Source organism: Gordonia sp. ABKF26, from assembly GCF_041103195.1.
GTDB lineage: Bacteria > Actinomycetota > Actinomycetes > Mycobacteriales > Mycobacteriaceae > Gordonia > Gordonia terrae.
Genome location: NZ_JBGCVZ010000003.1, coordinates 1973242 through 1992729, shown reverse-complemented (window position 1 = coordinate 1992729; position 19488 = coordinate 1973242). Strand labels below are relative to the sequence as shown.

Sequence of the window (19488 nt, the reverse complement as noted above, 5' to 3'; positions counted from 1 at the left end):
CCCCTACCAGACGTAGGCGAGGACTTCGCCGCCCACGCCCTGGTTGGCTGCCTGGCGATCGGTGAGCAGGCCGGACGACGTGGAGATGATGGCCACGCCGAGGCCGCCCAGAACCTTGGGCAGGTTGGTGGACTTTGCATAAACCCGGAGGCCGGGCTTGGAGACACGGCGCAGTCCGGCGATGGAACGCTCACGACTCGGGCCGTACTTCAGGGAGACGACGAGGTTCTTTCCGACCTCCGCGTCTTCGGTGCGGTAGTCGGTGATGTAGCCCTCGCGCTTGAGGATCTCGGCGATGTTCACCTTGATCTTCGACGAGGGCAGTGTCACCTCGTCGTGGTACGCCGAGTTGGCGTTACGCAGACGCGTCAAGAAGTCTGCGATCGGGTCAGTCATGGTCATGGGTGACCGTCAACCTTTCTCGTAGCGGTTCCCATACAGCGCCGGGCGCGGAGAAATCCCCGTGACCTGCGGTGGGCCTTCCACGAAGTGGATAGTTGTTTCTGAAGGTTCTCGCCGCCGATGCCCTTGGCTTTTCGCCGGCACCGGAGACTATTCAGTTGTGTCCCGGACACCTGAGGTGCACAGGCAACCGGTCTAGTGTAGGGAATCCGCAGCGTAGACCCAAATCGGTGCCGGTCGGCGGTCTCGGACCTCGGGCACCATCGAGGGTATGGACCGCCGTCAGCTTCTCAGATCAGGGCTCCTCGCGACCGGACTCCTCGGGGTCGCGGGCACCACATCACTGGCCGGCTGTTCCGGCGCCGAGGATGCACCCGGCGGATCGGACACATCCGCCCCGACGGGCGCGTCGGCGGACGCCACGACCGTGGAGACCATCGCGTCGGGATTGAACGTGCCGTGGGCGCTGGCCTTCCTGACCGGCGGTGACGCCCTGGTCACCCAGCGCGACGATGCGACCGTCGTGCGGGTGTCCCCCGATGGCGCGGTGCGGACGGTCGGCGAGTTCGGTGACGCCGCCCCGCGCGGCGAGGGCGGGTTGCAGGGCATCGCGATGGCGCCGGGCGATGAGACCACGGTGTTCGTCTACTACACGACCGCGGTCGACAACCGGCTCGTGCGGCTGGACTTCGACGGCAACCGGCTCACCCGTCCGCGCCCGCTGATCACCGGACTCGATGCGGCGTACAACCACCACGGCGGCGCGCTGGCCTTCGGTCCGGACGGCAGTCTGTTCGTTGCGGTCGGCGATGCCGCCGTGCCCGAGGTGGCCCAGGACGTCGACGCGTTGAACGGCAAGATCCTGCGTGTCGATCGTGACGGCCGCCCGTGGCCGGGCAACCCGTTCGGCAACGAGGTCCATTCCTATGGTCACCGCAACGTGGAGGGGCTGGCGTTCGACGGCGCGGGACGGCTGTGGGCGAGCGAGTTCGGACAGAACAGTCGCGACGAACTGAACCTGATCCGCCGTGGCGGCAACCATGGGTGGCCCGAGGTCGAGGGCGAGTCCGACGATCAGCGGTTCGTCGCGCCTGCCGCCACCTGGAGCACGCAGGAGGCGTCCCCGGCCGGGCTCGCCATCGTCGGCAACCGCGCCTACATGGCGGCACTTCGCGGGCGACGGCTGTGGGAGATACCGCTGAGCGGAGCGCCGGAGGACGCCGAGGACTCGGTCGGCGAACCCGTGGATCGGTTCGTCGATGAACTCGGTCGTCTGCGACTGGTGGCCGCGGCGCCGGACGGCTCCCTGTGGTTCGGCACGAGCAACACCGATGGACGCGGCCGCGCGGGCGACGACGACGATCGCCTGTTCCGCATGCGAATCGGTTGACGCGGCACCGCGACTGTGTGAACAACGGCGAAACGCATTCGAGAGAACGTCTCATTTCGCATTGCGGTGAATTGCTCCGGTGGGAATGTCGGACCATTTCCGCAATGAATGTGTGCGCTATTTAGTATGTGGCGCCCGCCCGGGCGATCGGGCGTGGACAACGAACCGGGCTCGATCCTCCGGAACGCCGTGCCGACGCCACGCAGCGATGCCATGGTGTACACGTGGATTCGACTCATCTGCCCGAACTCGTCGACCAGCTCCTCACCTCAGCACGCGAGGCGTCGAGCCGCCGATCATCACATACGTTGCACGGCAACTCTTCTCGCCATCTCCGCCAGACCGTCATCGCGCTCGTCGCCGGCGCGGCGCTGTCCGATCACGAGAGTCCCACCGAGGCCACGCTGCAGGTCTTGCGCGGCAGAGTCGTCCTGACCTCGGCGGATGGCGACCCCGACATCCGCTGGGAGGGCGCCGAAGGCGATCTGGTGACGATACCGTCGACACGACATGGCCTGATGGCACAAGAGGACTCGGCAATCCTGCTGACCGTGGCGACCCGCTGATCCACGGCGACCGCAGTCGTGTTCTCCACATGATCGGTGAATGTATTCTGCGGAAACAATCCAGCCGCTTTTGACCGAATCCGCAATTCGCGCGGAAAGATCGACGGACCCTTTGTAGGGTGACGCACATGACCCGGTCAGAAGATGTACAGGGTTCTGCAGCCACCGCACTGTTGGACATCGGCAGATTCTTCACCCGATGGGACGAGACCGACGATCGTCGCGTCGTCTTCCGGGACGGCGGTCGGGCGGGTGACGTCTTCTACCGCGACCGGTGGAGCCACGACAAGATCGTGCGGTCCACGCACGGGGTCAACTGCACCGGTTCCTGCTCGTGGAAGGTCTACGTCAAGGACGGGATCATCACCTGGGAGACCCAGGAGACCGACTACCCGTCGGTCGGCCCGGATCGGCCCGAATACGAACCCCGCGGATGTCCCCGTGGCGCGGCCTTCTCCTGGTACACCTACTCCCCCACCCGGGTACGGCATCCCTATGCGCGCGGGGTGCTGGTCGAGATGTACCGCGAGGCGAAGAAGCGTCTGCACGATCCGGTCCTGGCCTGGGCCGACGTCGTCGGGGATCCAATGCGCCGACGCTCCTACCAGCGGGCCCGAGGCAAGGGTGGGCTCGTCCGCGTCTCCTGGGACGAAGCCATCGAGATGGCCGCGGCCGCGCACGTGCACACGATCAAGACCTACGGCCCCGATCGTTGTGCAGGCTTCTCGCCCATCCCGGCGATGTCGATGGTCAGCCACTGTGTCGGGACCCGGTTCATCCAGCTCATCGGCGGCGTGATGACGTCGTTCTACGACTGGTACGCCGATCTCCCGGTGGCCAGTCCACAGGTCTTCGGCGACCAGACCGACGTCCCCGAGTCCGGGGACTGGTGGGATGCGACCTACCTGATGATGTGGGGTTCCAACGTCCCGGTGACCCGGACCCCGGATGCGCACTGGATGGCCGAGGTGCGCTACCGCGGCACCAAGGTGGTCTCGGTCAGCCCGGACTACGCCGACAACACCAAGTTCGCCGACGAATGGCTACCCGCGCAGGCCGGCACCGACGGGGCTCTCGCGATGGCGATGGGCCACGTCATCCTCACCGAGTTCTTCGTCCAGCGCTCGACCGGGTTCTTCGACGACTACGTGCGCCGGTACACCGACCTCCCGTTCCTCATCCATCTGGAGGAGCAGGGTGACGATCGACCGGGGCAGTTCGTCGCAGGCAAGTTCGTCACCGCCGACGAGCTGACCGGCCCGGAACAGGCCGCGTCCGAAGACGTCTGGAAGACGGTGTTCTGGGATGAGGGACGCGACGAGCCGGTGGTGCCGAACGGTTCGATGGGGTTCCGGTATGCCGAGTCCGGCAGGGGTCGGTGGAATCTCGATCTCGACGGCGCGCACCCCGCGCTGACGCTGATGGGCGATGCGGCCGAGTCCGTCGAAGTCGCCTTCCCCGTCTTCGACGCCCCGGACGGCAGCGGTGCGGTGGTCCGGCGAGGTGTGCCCGCGCGGCGTATCGGCGGACGGCTCGTCACGACGGTATTCGACCTCATGCTCGCGCAGTACGGCGTCGCGCGGGACGGGCTCCCCGGCGAGTGGCCCACCGGCTACGACGACGTATCGGCGCCGTACACACCGGCCTGGCAGGCCGAGATCACCGGCGTCCCGGCGGCTGCGGCGATCCGGGTCGCGCGGGAGTTCGCCGCGAATGCCGAGGAGTCGCAAGGCCGCTCGATGATCATCATGGGCGCCGGGATCTGCCAGTGGTTCCACGGCGACGCGACCTACCGGGCGATCCTGTCCCTGCTGATCCTCACCGGCTGCATGGGTCGCAACGGTGGCGGCTGGGCGCACTACGTGGGGCAGGAGAAGTGCCGTCCGATCACCGGCTGGATCTCGCTGGCCAACGCCCTCGACTGGACGCGGCCGCCGCGGACCATGACGGGGACGTCGTACTGGTACATGCACACCGGGCAGTGGCGCAACGACGGCTACTCGACGTCGTCACTCGCCTCTCCGCTCTCGCGCGGCACGATGGACCACGAGCACACGGCCGACGCGATCGCCCAATCCGCGCGGCTCGGCTGGATGCCCTTCTATCCCCAGTTCTCGACCAACCCTCTCGATGTCGCCGACGAGGCAACCGCGGCCGTGGACCGCGGCGAGGCGACCGACGCGGCCGCCTACGTCGCCGAACGACTGCAGAACGGCGATCTGACACCCGCCATCACCGATGTCGATGCCCCGGAGAACTGGCCGCGCACCCTGGTGCTGTGGCGGTCGAATCTGCTCGGCTCGTCGGCGAAGGGCAACGAGTACTTCCTCCGCACTCTGCTCGGTACCCACCACAACGTGCTGGGCACCGAGAACCCCGACACCCCACGGCCGAACGAGATCCGTTGGCACGATGACATCCCCGAAGGCAAGCTCGACCTGCTGCTGTCCGCGGACTTCCGGATGACGTCGACCACGCTGCTGTCCGACATCGTGCTGCCCGCCGCGACCTGGTACGAGAAGCACGACCTGTCCTCGACGGACATGCATCCGTTCGTCCATGCGTTCACCCCGGCGATCGACCCGCCGTGGGAGGCCAAGTCCGACTTCGACCTGTTCCACCGTCTCGCACGCAAGCTGTCCGACCTGGCCCGGACACACCTGGGGACGCGTCATGACCTCGTGAGCGTGCCGCTGCTGCACGACACCCCCGGCGAGGTGGCGCAACCACACGGCCGGGTTCTGGACTGGCAACGGGACGGCGTTGCCGGGCAGCCAGGCCGGAACATGCCCAACTTCAGTGTCGTGGAACGGGATTACACCGCGATCGCGGACAAGCTGGCGTCCATCGGCCCGCTCGCGGACACCCTGGGCTTCACTGTGAAGAACGTGACCTACCCGCTCGAGGAGCAGACCCGCAAGCTCGCCGAATCCAACGGCGTGATGCTCGGCGGCGCCGGCGACGGACGACCGGCGATCGACACCGACGAGAAACTCGCCGAGGCGATCCTGACGTTGTCGGGGACCACGAACGGTGAACTCGCAGTGGCCGGCTTCGAACAGCTCCAGCAACGCGTCGGGTTCCGCCTCGACGATCTGGCCCGCGGGTCGGAGGAGAAGCGGATCCGCTTCGCCGACACCCAGAAGGCACCCGTGCCGGTCATCACGTCGCCGGAGTGGTCCGGATCGGAGACCGGGGGTCGCCGGTACGCGCCCTTCACCGTGAACATCGAGCGACTCAAGCCGTTTCACACCCTCACCGGGCGGATGCACTTCTACCTCGATCACGACTGGATGATCGACATGGGCGAGTCGTTCCCGATCTACCGTCCGCCACTGGACATGCACCGTCTGTTCGGCGAGCCGAAGCTCGGCGCCGACGGGTCGCGGGAGATCACGGTCCGATACCTGACCCCGCACTCGAAGTGGTCGATCCACTCCGAGTACCAGGACAACCTGTTCATGTTGTCGCTGTCGCGCGGCGGTCCGATCGCCTGGCTGAGCCCCCAGGACGCCGCCTCGATCGACGTCGCCGACAACGACTGGATCGAATGCGTGAACGCCAACGGCGTCTTCGTCTGTCGCGCGATCGTCAGTCACCGCATGCCGGCCGGGGTCTGCTACGTCCACCACGCCCAGGAACGCACGATCGACGTCCCGAAGTCGGAGGCGACGGGTCGCCGTGGCGGCATCCACAACTCGCCGACCCGGCTGCTGGTGAAGCCGACTCATCTGATCGGCGGATATGCCCAGTTGTCCTACGCCTTCAACTATCTCGGACCGACCGGCAACCAACGCGACATGGTGTCGACCATCCGCAAACGCAGCCAGGAGGTGACGTACTGATGCGGGTCATGGCCCAGGTCGGGATGGTGATGAATCTCGACAAGTGCATCGGGTGCCACACCTGCTCGGTGACCTGTAAGCAGGCCTGGACCAACCGGTCCGGCACCGAGTACGTGTGGTTCAACAATGTGGAAACCCGCCCCGGACAGGGATATCCGCGTCGTTACGACGACCAGGACACCTGGCAGGGCGGATGGGTCCTCAACCGCAACGGCAGGCTGCGGTTGCGTGCAGGCGGCCGGATCCGAAAGCTGTTGACCCTGTTCGCGAGTCCGGTCCAACCGACCATCGAGGACTACTACGAACCCTGGACCTACGACTACCAGACCCTGATCGACGCCCCGCTCGGCGACGACTTCCCCGTCGCCCGTCCGAAATCGCTGCTGACCGGCAAGGACACCAAGGTCACCTGGTCGGCGAACTGGGACGACAATCTCGGCGGCGCACCCGAACTCGCGAAGCGCGATCCCATCGTCGAGAAGCTGCGTCGTGAGTCCGAGGATGCGGTGAAGTTCGGGTTCGAGCAGACGTTCATGTTCTATCTGCCGCGCATCTGCGAACACTGCCTGAACCCGTCCTGCATGGCGTCCTGCCCCTCCGGCGCGATCTACAAGCGCAGCGAGGACGGCATTGTGCTCGTCGACCAGGATCGCTGTCGCGGCTGGCGGCAGTGCATCACGGGCTGTCCGTACAAGAAGATCTACTTCAACCACAAGTCCGGCAAGGCCGAGAAGTGCACGCTCTGCTACCCGCGCATCGAGGTCGGGCAACCCACCGTCTGTTCCGAGACGTGCGTCGGACGACTTCGCTACCTGGGCATCTTCCTCTACGACGCCGATGCCGTGACGGCGGCCGCGTCGACCCCGGACGAACGCGACCTCTACGAGGCCCAGCTCGACCTGATGCTCGACCCCGACGATCCCGACGTGATCGCCGCCGCCCGTAGGGACGGCATCCCGGACGACTGGCTCGAGGCCGCCCGCCGATCCCCGGTGTACGCGCTGGCCAAGAAGTACCGTGTCGCACTCCCCCTGCATCCGGAGTACCGCACCATGCCGATGGTCTGGTACGTCCCGCCGCTGTCGCCGATCGTCGACCTGCTCGCCGAGCAGGGTCACGACGCCGAGGGCGCGGGCACCCTCTTCGGCGCCATCGAGGCACTCCGCATCCCCGTGGAGTACCTGGCCGAATTGTTCACCGCCGGTGACACCGCCGTCGTCGACACGGTGCTGCGCCGCCTGGCCGCCATGCGCTCGTACATGCGCGATGTCACGTTGGGCCGCGAGCCCGACGCCGACATCCCGGCCGCGGTGGGGATGACGGAGGAAGAGATCTACGAGATGTACCGCCTCATGGCCATCGCGAAGTACGACGATCGCTACGTGATCCCGACGGCGCATCTCGAGCAGGCCGAGAAGCTCGACGAGATGGGCTGTTCGCTGGATTACGACGAGGGACCGGGCATGTTCGACTCCTCACCGTTCGGCGAGGCCAGCGGACGCCCGGCGCCGGTGTCGGTGGAGACCTTCCACGCGCTCAAACAGCGGCAGAACACCGACACCGCGGCCGGTGAGCACACGATGGCGGGTCGGACGAACCTGCTCAACTGGGACGGGAACGGAGCCCCGCCCGGCCTTTTCCCCGAACGCATCTCGAGCGCGTCGACCACGCCGGGCGAGGAAACGCGATGAGGGGCCTGCGGGTCTTCGACCGGCGACCGCGGACGAGTGCCGAGCCCAACGTGGTCCGGCTGATCGCGTCGTGGTGCCTCAGCTACCCCGACGACGAGGTGCTCGGCCGCGTCGAACTGATGCGGGCCGCCCTGGACGAGCAGGAGGATCCAGACACGGGAGACCTGCTGCGGCACACCATCGATCACCTCGCAGACGGCGATCCGACGACGTTGCGCCGCGACTACATCGAGATCTTCGATCTCTCCAAGCGGCACACGCTCTACCTGTCGTACTGGTCCGACGGCGACACCCGTCGGCGGGGCACCTCGCTGGGCGAGTTCAAGCAGGCCTACCGCGACAGCGGGTTCCTCGTCGACCTGCACGGCGAGCTGCCGGACCATCTGCCCATCGTGCTCGAGTTCAGCGCGCGCGCCGATCCGGTCCGCGGCGTCGAACTACTCGAGAAGCACCGGGCGGCACTGGAGTTGATCCGGTTCGCGCTCCTCGACGCGGAGTCGCCGTACGCCGGCGCGGTGCAGGCCGTCTGTGCGACCCTGCCCACCCCGTCCCCGCCCGACCGCGCCGCGGCGCTGGCCATGTGCGGCCCCGCGCAGACCGAGACAGTGGGCCTGGAACCCTTCGATCCCCGACTGCTGCCGATCAACCCGACCCGAGCGTGAGGTGACGCATGGACATCTTCCTGTGGGGCGTGGTGCCCTACGCGACGCTCGGACTGCTCATCGGTGGAACCATCTGGCGGTATCGCTACGACAAATTCGGGTGGACGACGCGGTCGTCGGAGCTCTACGAGTCGCGATTGCTGCGGATCGCCTCACCCCTGTTCCACTACGGCGTGCTCGTGGTGATCATCGGCCACGCGATCGGACTGTTGATCCCCGAGTCGTGGACCGAGGCCATCGGCGTCTCGGAGACCCTGTATCACTGGGGCGCGGGCGGTTTCGGACTGCTCGCCGCGGTCGCGACGCTCGTCGGGGTCGGCATGCTGGTGTACCGGCGACGCACGGTGGGGCCGGTGTTCATGGCGACCACGCGCAACGACAAGGCGATGTACCTCGTGCTGGTCACCGCGCTGCTGGTCGGCACCTACATCACCCTGATCGGGACCCTCGATCCCCATGCCGAGGGGGTCAACTACCGCGAGACGGTGTCGCCGTGGTTCCGGTCGCTGTTCGTCCTGCAGCCCGACGTCGCAGCGATGGCGGAGGCGCCCTTGCGTTTCCACGTGCACATACTGATCGGGATGCTGCTCTTCGCGATGGTGCCGTTCACCCGGTTGGTGCACATCTTCACCGCGCCCGTGCACTACCTGTTCCGCCCCTACATCGTGTACCGGAGTCGCGACCGTCGCGGCGCGCCCGGCAATCAGCCGTACCGCCCCGGATGGGCGCCCGTCGGAGTGAAGGATCGTGATCGATGACCACCGAGACCACCGCCACGCCGCCCTCCGTCGCCGCCGGGCAGACCAAGAACCTGGTCCTGGCGACCGTGGCCTTCGCGATCAGCTTCTGGGCCTGGAACCTCATCGGCCCGCTGGGGGTCGTCTACACCGACCAGCTCGACCTGAGCGCCACCCAGAAGTCGATCCTCGTCGCCATCCCGATCCTGGTGGGCTCGCTGGGCCGGATACTCACCGGCGCACTCACCGACCGGTTCGGCGGACGCCTGATGTTCACCGTGCTGCTCGTCGTCACGATCCCCTTCGTCCTGCTGGTCGCCGCCGCCGGACACTTCGCCAGTTATGCCCTGCTCCTCGTGGCGGGGTTCTTCCTCGGCATCGGCGGGACGACCTTCGCGGTCGGCATCCCGTTCGTGAACGCCTGGTACGACAAGTCACGGCGCGGGTTCGCGACCGGCGTCTTCGGTGCGGGCATGGGCGGAACGGCGTTGTCGGCCTTCTTCACTCCGCGTTTCGTGTCGTGGTTCGGGTACGTCGCGACGCACATCATCATCGCCGTCGCGCTCGCGGTGGTCGCCGTGATCTGCTGGTTGTTCATGCGTGACTCACCCAGGTGGGCCGCGTCCCACGACTCGGTGGTCCCCAAACTGATCGGTGCGGCCAAACTGCCGATCACCTGGCAGCTCGGATTCCTCTACGCCGCCGCATTCGGCGGCTTCGTCGCGTTCAGCACCTATCTGCCGACGTACCTGAAAGATGTGTACGACTTCGACCTGCAGGCAGCGGGTACTCGGACAGCCGGGTTCGCGATCGCCGCGGTCATCGCTCGCCCGGTCGGCGGCATCCTGTCCGACCGCTTCGGACCACGCATCATCACGGTGATCTCGTGCGGCGGCGCCGCGGTACTCGCCGTCTGGATGATCACCAAACCACCCGTCGAGATACCGGCGGGCATCGACTTCGTGCTCATGGCCGTCTGCATGGGGCTCGGTTCGGGCTCGGTCTTCAGCTGGGTCGCCCAGGCCGCTCCCGCCGAACGAGTCGGGTCGGTCACGGGAATCGTGGGCGCACTCGGTGGACTCGGCGGGTTCTTCCCCCCGATGCTCATGGGCGCGACGTACGACGCGGCCACTCACAGCTACACCATCGGACTCGCACTGCTGGTCGTCTTCGCCACGTGCGCCGCACTGTTCACCGTGTTCGGCATCCGGCAGCGCGCCGACACCTGACCGGAGTTCGTCGGAGATCATGGCGCTCGACCCGTAGAAGCCAATGCGTTGGAGGTCGGACGCCAGACCTCACGCGCGCTCGGCCTGCGCGCGCTGAGCCTGCGGGTCGATGGTCATCGGGGCGGGCAGCGTCTCGGTTCGGGTCGTTCGGCCGTGGAGCACAGTGGCGAACAGCAGGACTGCGAGGCCCAGGATGGTCACGCCCGCACCCGCCCAGATCGGTGATGTGTAGCCGAGACCGGCAGCGATGGTGATTCCGCCGATCCAGGCACCGAGGGCGTTGCCGATGTTGAACGCGGCGATGTTCGCACCTGATGCCAGAGTGGGCGCGGTGGCAGCGTGATTCATGATGCGGGTCTGCAGCGCCGGCACTGTCGCAAAGCCGAATGCGCCCATCAGCAGCAGCGACACGACGCTCATGATCTGGCTCGATGCGGTTGCCGCGAAGACGATGAGCACGACCGTCAGGATGGCCAATGTCGCTGTGAGCGAGGTCGTCAACGCCCGATCCGCAAGCTTGCCGCCGACATGGTTCCCGATGAACAGGCCCACCCCGAACATCACGAGAAGCCAAGGGACAGTGGATGACGCAAACCCGGATACGTCGGTGAGGGTGTAGGCGATGTAGGTGAATGCGCCGAACATCCCGCCGTAACCCAGGATCGTGATGGCGATGGAGAGCCATACCTGGGTGGATCGGAATGCGCCGAGTTCGGCGCGGAGGCTGGTCGGCGCCGCGTGGCCCTCGGTGGTGTCGGGCACCAGCGTGAGGATTCCCACCAGCGCGACGATGCCGATGGCGGTGATGGCCCAAAAGGTGGAACGCCATCCCAGTTGCTGTCCCAGGAATGTCCCGAAGGGCACACCGAGCACGTTGGCGACGGTCAGTCCGGCGAACATCATGGCGACGGCACCCGCGCGTTTGGCCGGGCCGACCATGCTCGATGCGACGACCGCACCGATTCCGAAGAACGCACCGTGGCACAGGGCCGCCAGGATTCTGCCGGCCAGCATCGCATCGTAGGTGGGCGCGACGGCGGAGAGAAGGTTGCCGCCGATGAACAAGATCATCAGCGCCATCAGCACTCGTTTCCGATCGAACCGTATGACGGCCGCGGTCAGCGCGACGCCGCCGACTGCCACGGCAAGGGCGTAGCCCGAGATGAGGTAGCCGGCAACCGCTTCCGTGACGCCGAACTCCGCGGCGACCTCCGGGAGAAGGCCCATGATCACGAACTCGGTGAGTCCGATCCCGAATCCACCGACCGCGAGCGCGAGAAGTCCGATGGGCATGCTCGCCCCTTCCAGTTTGTTGTGAACACCGATAGCAAGCGTGTGCACTAGTTGCATACGCGCCATAGATAGTTGCACGCGCCGTCTATCGGTGCAAGCTGCTAATCTGGACGAGCGCCCGACGACGGGTGCTGGCGACACAGAGGACACCATGGGGATTGCAGACGACGCAGTGGAGATCCGCTCGCAGGGCTGGCGGACCCTGGCCGCGCTCTACGGCACGTTGGACACCGAACTCGAGCGCGCGCTGCAGCGTGAACATGCGCTGTCGGTGGTGGAGTACACCGTCCTCGACGCCCTCAGTCGACAGGACGGGTGGCACATGCGGATGGCGCAGCTGGCTCGCGCCGCCGCCCTCAGCTCGAGTGCCACCACTCGGTTGGTCAACCGCCTCGAAGATCGAAACCTGTTGCGACGCATCATCTGCGCCGACGACCGGCGCGGAATCTACACCGAGTTGACAGACAGCGGACGCGAATTGTTGCGGGCCGCCCGGCCGGTGCACGACTCCACCCTGCGCACCGCACTGGACGACGCCCGCCGAATCCCGGAGCTGGCACCGTTGGTGGAGGCCCTGCATCGACTACCCGCAGCGCCGGCGCCCAGCAGAGCAGGCTGAGCCCTGGCGTCGGGGCCCGGGTCGGCGCCGCCCGGGAATTGTCGGGACCCCGTGGTGTCATGATCGCACCCGTCGAACAAAGGAGCGATCCATGTCAGACCACGCTGCCGCGATCCGAGGTCTGCCCAGGTGGCATCCCAACCCCGTCATCCGATCGACCATCGAGACCATTCGGCGCTGCGGTTGGCAGGTGACCTCGGTCGGCGAACCGGAGCCCGAGTTCGACGCACGCATTGCCCCGACCCTCTCCGACCGACTCCAGCCCGAGTGCGGTTACTCCTATACCGCCGGTCTGTCCCTGCATTCGATACCCGAGCTCTCGATCTACGGCGTCGATCCGCTCACCGCGACCCACGTCCTGAACGAACTCGGCAGCCTGCTCCACCGCGAGGACTGGCGCGATCTCGTCGCCGCGCAGACCGACATCCCCCTGCAGACGGTCGCCGTGACCGTACGCCTCATCGAACAACTCGACCACGACGAGCTGCTCCTGGCGAACCTGCTGTTCCCGGATCATCCGAAATTGCAGGTGATCTGGCCCGACGACCACGGTCACCTCCCCTGGGAAGACGGTTACACCCTGCTGCCCATGCATCAGCCGGTGAAGGGGATGCCGCAACTCCTCGATCCCCCGCTCGGGGAACCGCGCCTTCTCACAACCGAATACGGGCCCGAGCGGACCCGCCCGCGGAAAGGCCGGCGCATCTCGGGTCACTGACCTGCGGTGCAGAGCGGTCCGGCGTGGTCCGGGGCAAGGTGTGTCCGTGTTGCCCCGGACAAACGGACCGTCGAGGTGCCACCATGGGTACTCGGGGGCTGGAACGGACCACGGGGGCAGGTGGAAAGGCAGGTCGGCGTGGCGCACCTCCCCGTCGTGGTCGCTGTCCTCCTCGCCCTGGTTCTCGCGGCCGCCTTCGTCGCCGTCGTCTACCGGCGTCCGCAGCGCGGTCTGCTGATCCTGGCGGCCCTCACACCGCTCGACGGCCTTCTCGACATCGCTCCGGTGCCCGGCGTCGCCTCGGCGTGGAAAGAAGGCGTTCTCGCACTCACGCTGATCTGCGCGGCCAATCGTCGCCTCCGCCCCGTGGACCGCACGGGTCCGCCGCTGCACATGCCGTGGTGGCCGGCCGCGGCGGTGTTGGTCGCGTTCGGGGTGGTGTCGGCGCTCTACGTCTACGGCCCCATCGGGCTGTACGGCGTCAAGGTGACCTTCTTCTACCTGTTCGTCGTCCTCGCGCTCTGGCTGACACCGTTCGACGCACTCGACCGCGACCGCCTGGTCTCGATCATCATGGCGCTCGGTGTCCTCACCACCGTCGTGGGGATCGGGCAGCAGATCCTGGGCCCGGCCCGACTGGTCGAACTCGGTTACACCTTCGGCGAGCAGGTCCGGACGAGCGGTCCGCTGTTCCGCACATTCAGCACGTTCAACCAGCCCTTCGGGTTCGGGCTCTTCGTGATGCTCGCGCTGCTGGTCGGCGGGGCGGTCGCGCTGTCCGACACCGGACGCCGACGCAACCAGTTGTTCCTCGTCTGCTGGCCGGTCATGGCCGTCACCATGGCCACGTCGGTGGTGCGGGCGGCGATCCTCGGCCTCGCCGTCGGCGTGATCTGGCTTGCCGCTCTTCGCTTCCGTCGCCTCATCGCCCCACTCATCGCGCTCGGCGTCGTCGCCGTCGTCGCGTTGCCGTTTCTGCCCTCGAGCATCACCAAGGTGTTCTTCAACTCGAGCAGCCTGAGTCAGCGCGGCTCCGGGTGGGGTGAGATCTTCGCGAGCATCTGGGTGCACCCGCTGGGGACCGGACTCGCGTCGAGCGGATCGGCCGCCGACGCGCTGTCGGCAGCCCGGGGCGACACGACGACGACGATCACCGCGGGCGCGGGCGGTACCGTGCAGCAATTGTCCAAGAACTATCAGCCGGACAACTACTACGTGAAGCTGCTCCTCGAACTCGGACCGATCGGATTGTGGTTGTTCCTCGCGCTGATCGTGACCGCGGTGATCTGGTGCGTGCAGTACTCGCGCCGAATGCCCGACCCGGATGGAGCCTTCGTCCTGGGTGTGAGTGCATCGATGGTCGCGGCGATGGTGGCCTGCCTGGTGGCCACCTACTTCGAGATCTTCCCGCTCGACTTCTTCTTCTGGTTACTGTTGGGAGCTGCTGGATGCGCGACGGCACAACACGAATCACGTACGGTGCGCTTGCACTTCGTCCCGGAGGCAGCGGAGTCCAGACCTACATCCGCGAACTCCTGAGGGCGCTGCCGGCGCACCTGACCGGCACCCCGCTGTCGGCAGTGGTCCAGACCGACGCGGTCGACGAACTGCCGCCGACGATCAGCCCGGTCGGACGCCCGGTCGCCGACGGTGTCCGGCGCGCGGTGTTCGGCGTCCTGCCCATCCGTTCGGCGGATGTCTTCCACGGCCTCGACGTCGATCTCCCGATCGCCGGGCCGACCACGACGGTCGCGACGGTCCATGACCTGTCCGTGCTCGACATGCCGTCCGCATCGAGCAGGTTCCGCGCCGCAGGCGAATCCGTACTCGTCCGCACGTCGCTTCGACGCGCCGACGTGCTGATCGCCGTGTCCGAGTTCACCGCCGAACGGATCCGCGAGACGTGCGGCCGTGACGCATATGTCACCGAACTCGCGCCCGCGGAGTGGGCCCGTCCACCGTCGGACGCCGACATCGAGCGGGTCCGGGCGAAATACGATCTGCCCGAACGCTTCGTGATGCAGATCGGTACCGTCGAACCCCGCAAGAACGTGGAACTGGTGGCCGCGGTCGCGCGACGTCTCGACATCCCGTGTGTGCTCGGTGGCGCCGGCTCGACGGGACCCGATGCGCCGTCGTCGGCGGTGGGTCTCGGTTACGTCGACGTCGAGGACCTGCCGTCGCTCTACGCCGCAGCGACCGTGACCGCCTACGCCTCCTTCTACGAGGGTTACGGCCTGCCGCCCGTCGAGGCGATGGCCTGTGGGGGCGCCGTCGTCGCGAGCGCGGTGGGCGCGCTCCCCCAGGTGGTCGGGAACGGCGCCACCCTCGTCGGAGGCCATGACGAGGACGAATGGGTCCGCGCCCTCGAACCGCTCGTGCGCGACGATGCCGCACGAAGCGAGCTCGTCGCCGCCGGTACCGCCGTCGCGTCGGCGCTGAGCTGGGACACCACCGCCCGGCGCACGGTCGAGGCCTACCGCGCATCCGGAATCGACATACCCGCCCGGGAGCGCCGTGAGCTCTGACGTCACCGGCCCGCTGCCGTCCGACGTACTGGTCGAACAGCAGGCCGAAGCCGAGCTGGAGACCCGGGCCGGCGGGCCGAAAACGACCGACGAACCCGGCCCGCACCCCGCCTCGGACGCGCGGGCCGCCACGCGGGCGACGATCGCGATGCTGGTGAGTCGTCTGGTGATCGCGGCTCTGGGCTGGGCCGGAAGCGTTCTCATCGCGCGGACCCTGTCCCCGGAGGACTGGGGTACCTATTCGTTCGTGTTCGCCCTCCTCGGGCTGACCGCGATCTTCACCGACCTCGGAGTGGGCCGCGCCGTGATGGCCCGGCTCATCTCCGGCGATCCCGACGACGTGGCCAAGACGTCCTCGGCGTTCATCGCGCTGCGGCTGGTACTCGGCCTCCTCGGCTACCTGATCGCCGTCGTCTACGTGATCGTGCTGCAGTATCCCGGCGACGTCGTCCGCGCGACCGCCGTCGCGGGTCTCGTCGTCGTGTTCGCCACGCCCGCACAGGCTCTCACGGTCATCTTCCAGAGTCGGCACCGCCTGCTGCTCACCGCCATCGCCGAGAGCCTGGGACAGGTACTACAGCTGGCCCTGACGATCGCCGCCGTGCTGGTCGCGCCGGCGCTCCTGGTGTTCGTGCTCGCCCCGGTCGCGAACGAGATCTTGTCACTGGTCATCAAGGTCGTCGGGATCATGCGCAGGTCGTCGGGGCTGCGCCCGTCGCGGATCGTCGAGTGGTCGCGCTGGCGACCGATGCTCTCCGATGCCCTTCCGCTCGCACTCGGCCTGGCCCTGACCATCGCGCTGCAGAAGGTCGACGTCCTGCTGCTGAGCCTGCTCGACTCACTCGACGCGGTCGGCATCTACAGCATCGGCTACAAGTTCTCCGACATCATGGACACCCTGATCCTCGCCGCGATCGGCCCCATCAGCACCCTGCTGGTCGCCGCCTGGCCGAGCCAGGCGGCGGTCCTGCGTCAGCGGTGCCGGAGCGCGGCCGCCGTCTTCGCCGCGAGTGGCGCCGTGGCCGTGGCCGCCTTCTGGCCGAGCGCCGGACCCATCATCGGACTTCTGTACGGGGATCGATTCGTCGTCGGCGCCGACGCCGCCCGACTGCTCGTCCTGGGCGCCGCGATCACCGCCTTCATCGTGCTCGGCATCTTCCTGCTCGCATCGACCGGTCACGCGAAGCGGTACCCGTGGATCGCGATCGGCGGTCTGGCGCTCAACGTCGGACTCAACGTGATCCTCATCCCGCGGTACTCCTATGACGGGGCCGCGATCTCCACCGTCGTCGCGTTCGCCGTCGCGGCGGTGGCGCTGTGGGTGGTGATCGGCCGGACCCTGCCGATCACCGGACTCCTCCCACTCGGCACGCTCATCACACTGGTCTCGTTGACCGCCGGCGCGTGCGCGCTCGGGGTCTGGGTCGCGCATTCCGTGCCCTGGCCGATCGTCTCGGCCGGGGCGGCGCTGATCGTCGCCGCTCCCGCTGTTCTGCTGATCCGGGCGGTGACCGCGCCTCCCGGCCGACACACGAAGGTGGCCCGATGAGCCGTCCCGCGTCCGAGCACACGATCGTCTTCGTCGCCCACACCGGTCAGGTCTCCGGCGCCGAGAAGGTGATGCTCGATCTCATCGACGTCGCGGTCGGCCGAGGCCACCGGGTACGAGTCGTCAGTCCCGACGGCCCGCTTCCCGGGCGACTCCCGGCCGGGGTGGATCACGTGGCCATCCCCCCACTCGGCCTCAGCGGCGAGCGCGGCGTGGCGCGTCTGGCGGGTGCAGGCCGACTGGTCGTCGACTGGGTCCGGGCCGGACGCATCCTGCGCCGGGTGTCGCGGACGACCGGCGCCTCGACGATCGTCAACTCGTTGTTCGCGCTCCCCGCGGCACGCATCGCCCGTCCCACGGGCCGCGTCTCGTGGCTCGTCCACGACACCCTGTCGTCGGGCCGGCAGCGCGCGGTCCTGCGTGTCAGCGCACCCGTGATCCGGCGCGCGGTGTCGGTGTCGGAGGCGACAGCGGTCCCCCTCGCCGAACTCGGTCTGCCGGTCGTGGTCGCCCACAACGGGGTGACCTGGCCGGTCGACGCCCTGCCGGCCGATCTGCACGACCCGCCGGTGGTCGGGATGCTGGCCCTGCTGACCCCGTGGAAGGGACATGCCGTGGCGCTCGACGCTGTCGCCGCACTGCCGGACGTCGACCTCGAGTTCGCCGGCGGATCGTTTCCCGGGGACGCCGATCATGTTGCCGCGCTACGGGATCGGGCCGGGGAACCCGACCTCGCCGGACGCGTCCGGTTCCTCGGTCACACCGACCTACGGGCCGCGCTCCAACGGTGGGATGTCGTGCTCTCGGCGAGCGTGACACCGGAGGCCGGGCCGCTGTCGGTCCTGGAGGCGATGGCCTACGGAAAACCCGTCATCGGCACCGATCACGGCGGCACCACCGAGTTCCTGCGTGACGGTGCCGGGGTCCTCGTCCCACCGTCGGATCCCGCCGCGCTGGCCGCCGCGATCAACCGCGTCCTCGGGGACGCCGACCTGCGCCGTTCGCTGACCGCGGAGGCTCGTCGTCGAATCGCCGACGGTCACGACAAGTCGGCGACCTTACCGCGTATGCTCGACGAGTTGTTGTCCGGCCGAGGAGAAGTCCGCGGCCGGGCCCTGTGACGCCCGAGGCGCGTCTCGTCAGATAGGCACCATCCATGACACCGTCCCTGCACGGTCGGGCCACCCGGTCGGCACTCGCGTACGTGTGCATCCTCATCGCAACCCTCGCCGCCATCGTGTGGGTGCGCAGCGATGCCCATTCGGCACCGGCCGCGTGTTCACTCGCAGGAGGGGATCGCCAGGTCGCCGCCTCCCCGGGCGCCTCCTTGCTCGGCGCGTCGGATGCGGACCTCAATCGAGAGCTGTCGGTCGCCGAGGATCTCGGCATGTGGGCGGTGCGCCTCGACGTGGACTGGTCGGTCGTCGAACCGCGGCGCGGACAACGCAACTGGGCCCCGATCGACCGGGTCGTCAACGCCGTCGTCGCGCACGGCATGTGCCCGCTGGGCCTGGTGACCTACACCCCGTTGTGGGCGGCGCGCGCGTCCGACTTCCCCCGCAACAGCCACTACCGTCCCGCCGACCCCGCCGTCTTCGCCTCCTTCGCCGCGGCCGCGGCGCAGCGGTACGCCGACTCGATAGCCGTCTGGGAGATCTGGAACGAGCCGAACCTGGCGAGCTACTGGCTCCCGCGCGCGAACGCCGGGGAGTACGGCCGTCTGCTCACCGCGTCGTACGCCGCCATCAAGAGCGCGGTCCCGGGCGCCGCGGTGATTTCCGGCGGCCTCGCGCCCGGCACCGACAACGGCCGCGACATCGCGCCGCTGACGTTCGTGCGCTCGCTGTATCAGGGCGGGTACAACCGGTCCCTGGACGCGCTGAGCGTGCATCCGTACACGTACCCGGCGCTGCCCAACGACCCGGCTGCCGCGTCGTGGAGCACCGCGGCGCGGATGTGGGACATGCGCGACGTGATGGTCGCGGCGGGTGACGGCGGCAAGAAGATCTGGATGACCGAGTTCGGCGCGCCGACCGGTACCGGCACCAACGCCGTCACCGAAGAGGTTCAGGCGCAGAGCATTGCGATCGCCATCGGCGCCCAGACCGACGCGCCCTGGCTCGGTCCGCTGTTCGTGTATTCGCTTCGGGACGCCGGCACCGATCCGAACAACCTCGAACACAACTTCGGCGTGGTCCGTCGCGACTGGTCCCCGAAGCAGGCGTACACGATGCTCGCGGGCCGGTGACGCGCGAGATC

16 protein-coding genes are annotated in these 19488 nt (G+C 67.8%); 14 read left to right on the top strand and 2 right to left on the bottom strand.

Annotation, left to right across the window (positions count from 1 at the left end; all coding sequences use genetic code 11):
* Window positions 1–3: 3 nt before the first annotated feature.
* Window positions 4–402 carry a 30S ribosomal protein S8 gene (gene rpsH, locus AB4Z55_RS09235; protein WP_004023571.1) on the bottom strand — a complete coding sequence of 133 codons (399 nt, stop codon included), beginning with the start codon at window positions 400–402 and terminating at the stop codon, window positions 4–6.
* Window positions 403–673: 271 nt separating this feature from the next.
* On the opposite strand from rpsH, the gene AB4Z55_RS09230 reads away from it, so the two are divergent.
* From AB4Z55_RS09230 to AB4Z55_RS09200, 7 genes are all read left to right on the top strand, one after another.
* On the top strand, window positions 674–1792 hold the full coding sequence (locus AB4Z55_RS09230; RefSeq protein WP_369519599.1) for a sorbosone dehydrogenase family protein: 1119 nt from the start codon (window positions 674–676) through the stop codon (window positions 1790–1792).
* A 224-nt stretch (window positions 1793–2016) separates the two neighbouring features.
* The gene (locus AB4Z55_RS09225; RefSeq protein ID WP_004023573.1) at window positions 2017–2358 is read left to right on the top strand and encodes a hypothetical protein; all 342 of its coding nucleotides are present in this window, start codon (window positions 2017–2019) and stop codon (window positions 2356–2358) included.
* A gap of 128 nt (window positions 2359–2486) precedes the next feature.
* Window positions 2487–6203: a nitrate reductase subunit alpha gene (locus AB4Z55_RS09220; RefSeq protein ID WP_369519598.1), complete on the top strand. Its 3717-nt coding sequence runs from the start codon at window positions 2487–2489 to the stop codon at window positions 6201–6203.
* Window positions 6203–7894: a nitrate reductase subunit beta gene (gene narH / locus AB4Z55_RS09215; RefSeq protein WP_064570043.1), complete on the top strand. Its 1692-nt coding sequence runs from the start codon at window positions 6203–6205 to the stop codon at window positions 7892–7894. The genes AB4Z55_RS09220 and narH overlap by 1 nt, the downstream gene beginning before the upstream one ends.
* Window positions 7891–8556, top strand: coding sequence for a nitrate reductase molybdenum cofactor assembly chaperone (gene narJ, locus AB4Z55_RS09210; RefSeq protein ID WP_004023576.1), 666 nt, complete (start codon window positions 7891–7893; stop codon window positions 8554–8556). The genes narH and narJ overlap by 4 nt, the downstream gene beginning before the upstream one ends.
* Before the next feature lie 8 nt (window positions 8557–8564).
* A complete protein-coding gene (gene narI, locus AB4Z55_RS09205; protein WP_248643277.1) occupies window positions 8565–9314 on the top strand; it encodes a respiratory nitrate reductase subunit gamma in 750 nt (249 codons plus the stop codon).
* Window positions 9311–10522 (top strand): NarK/NasA family nitrate transporter, encoded by a 1212-nt coding sequence (locus tag AB4Z55_RS09200; RefSeq protein WP_101822610.1) that lies wholly within the window; start codon window positions 9311–9313, stop codon window positions 10520–10522. Before narI ends, AB4Z55_RS09200 begins: the two co-directional genes overlap by 4 nt.
* A 69-nt stretch (window positions 10523–10591) precedes the next feature.
* Here the strand turns inward: AB4Z55_RS09200 and AB4Z55_RS09195 are convergent, their stop codons facing one another.
* Window positions 10592–11815 (bottom strand): MFS transporter, encoded by a 1224-nt coding sequence (locus tag AB4Z55_RS09195; RefSeq protein WP_004023579.1) that lies wholly within the window; start codon window positions 11813–11815, stop codon window positions 10592–10594.
* 151 nt (window positions 11816–11966) lie between these two features.
* On the opposite strand from AB4Z55_RS09195, the gene AB4Z55_RS09190 reads away from it, so the two are divergent.
* From AB4Z55_RS09190 to AB4Z55_RS09160, 7 genes are all read left to right on the top strand, one after another.
* Window positions 11967–12434, top strand: coding sequence for a MarR family winged helix-turn-helix transcriptional regulator (locus tag AB4Z55_RS09190; RefSeq protein WP_004023580.1), 468 nt, complete (start codon window positions 11967–11969; stop codon window positions 12432–12434).
* Between the two features lie 91 nt (window positions 12435–12525).
* Window positions 12526–13152, top strand: coding sequence for a DUF4262 domain-containing protein (locus AB4Z55_RS09185; protein ID WP_101822612.1), 627 nt, complete (start codon window positions 12526–12528; stop codon window positions 13150–13152).
* Between the two features lie 138 nt (window positions 13153–13290).
* Window positions 13291–14691: an O-antigen ligase gene (locus AB4Z55_RS09180; RefSeq protein WP_248643280.1), complete on the top strand. Its 1401-nt coding sequence runs from the start codon at window positions 13291–13293 to the stop codon at window positions 14689–14691.
* Window positions 14692–14723: 32 nt separating this feature from the next.
* Window positions 14724–15680, top strand: coding sequence for a glycosyltransferase family 4 protein (locus tag AB4Z55_RS09175; RefSeq protein ID WP_369520992.1), 957 nt, complete (start codon window positions 14724–14726; stop codon window positions 15678–15680).
* Window positions 15670–17229, top strand: a complete 1560-nt coding sequence (locus tag AB4Z55_RS09170) for an oligosaccharide flippase family protein (protein ID WP_369519597.1) — start codon at window positions 15670–15672, stop codon at window positions 17227–17229. Before AB4Z55_RS09175 ends, AB4Z55_RS09170 begins: the two co-directional genes overlap by 11 nt.
* Window positions 17226–18350 (top strand): glycosyltransferase family 4 protein, encoded by a 1125-nt coding sequence (locus AB4Z55_RS09165; RefSeq protein ID WP_369519596.1) that lies wholly within the window; start codon window positions 17226–17228, stop codon window positions 18348–18350. Before AB4Z55_RS09170 ends, AB4Z55_RS09165 begins: the two co-directional genes overlap by 4 nt.
* A 35-nt stretch (window positions 18351–18385) precedes the next feature.
* Entirely contained in the window at window positions 18386–19477 is a 1092-nt protein-coding gene (locus AB4Z55_RS09160) for a cellulase family glycosylhydrolase (protein WP_369519595.1), read from the top strand.
* The last annotated feature ends 11 nt before the right edge of the window (window positions 19478–19488 follow it).

Excerpts from the sequence above, each read along its gene's own strand:
- AB4Z55_RS09185 (WP_101822612.1), top strand. The coding sequence starts at position 12,526 with ATGTCAGACCACGCTGCCGCGATCCGAGGTCTGCCCAGGTGGCATCCC.
- narH (WP_064570043.1), top strand. The coding sequence starts at position 6,203 with ATGCGGGTCATGGCCCAGGTCGGGATGGTGATGAATCTCGACAAGTGC.
- AB4Z55_RS09190 (WP_004023580.1), top strand. The coding sequence starts at position 11,967 with ATGGGGATTGCAGACGACGCAGTGGAGATCCGCTCGCAGGGCTGGCGG.
- AB4Z55_RS09220 (WP_369519598.1), top strand. The coding sequence starts at position 2,487 with ATGACCCGGTCAGAAGATGTACAGGGTTCTGCAGCCACCGCACTGTTG.
- AB4Z55_RS09165 (WP_369519596.1), top strand. The coding sequence starts at position 17,226 with ATGAGCCGTCCCGCGTCCGAGCACACGATCGTCTTCGTCGCCCACACC.
- AB4Z55_RS09160 (WP_369519595.1), top strand. The coding sequence starts at position 18,386 with ATGACACCGTCCCTGCACGGTCGGGCCACCCGGTCGGCACTCGCGTAC.
- AB4Z55_RS09195 (WP_004023579.1), bottom strand. The coding sequence starts at position 11,815 with ATGCCCATCGGACTTCTCGCGCTCGCGGTCGGTGGATTCGGGATCGGA.
- narI (WP_248643277.1), top strand. The coding sequence starts at position 8,565 with ATGGACATCTTCCTGTGGGGCGTGGTGCCCTACGCGACGCTCGGACTG.
- rpsH (WP_004023571.1), bottom strand. The coding sequence starts at position 402 with ATGACCATGACTGACCCGATCGCAGACTTCTTGACGCGTCTGCGTAAC.
- AB4Z55_RS09200 (WP_101822610.1), top strand. The coding sequence starts at position 9,311 with ATGACCACCGAGACCACCGCCACGCCGCCCTCCGTCGCCGCCGGGCAG.
- narJ (WP_004023576.1), top strand. The coding sequence starts at position 7,891 with ATGAGGGGCCTGCGGGTCTTCGACCGGCGACCGCGGACGAGTGCCGAG.
- AB4Z55_RS09230 (WP_369519599.1), top strand. The coding sequence starts at position 674 with ATGGACCGCCGTCAGCTTCTCAGATCAGGGCTCCTCGCGACCGGACTC.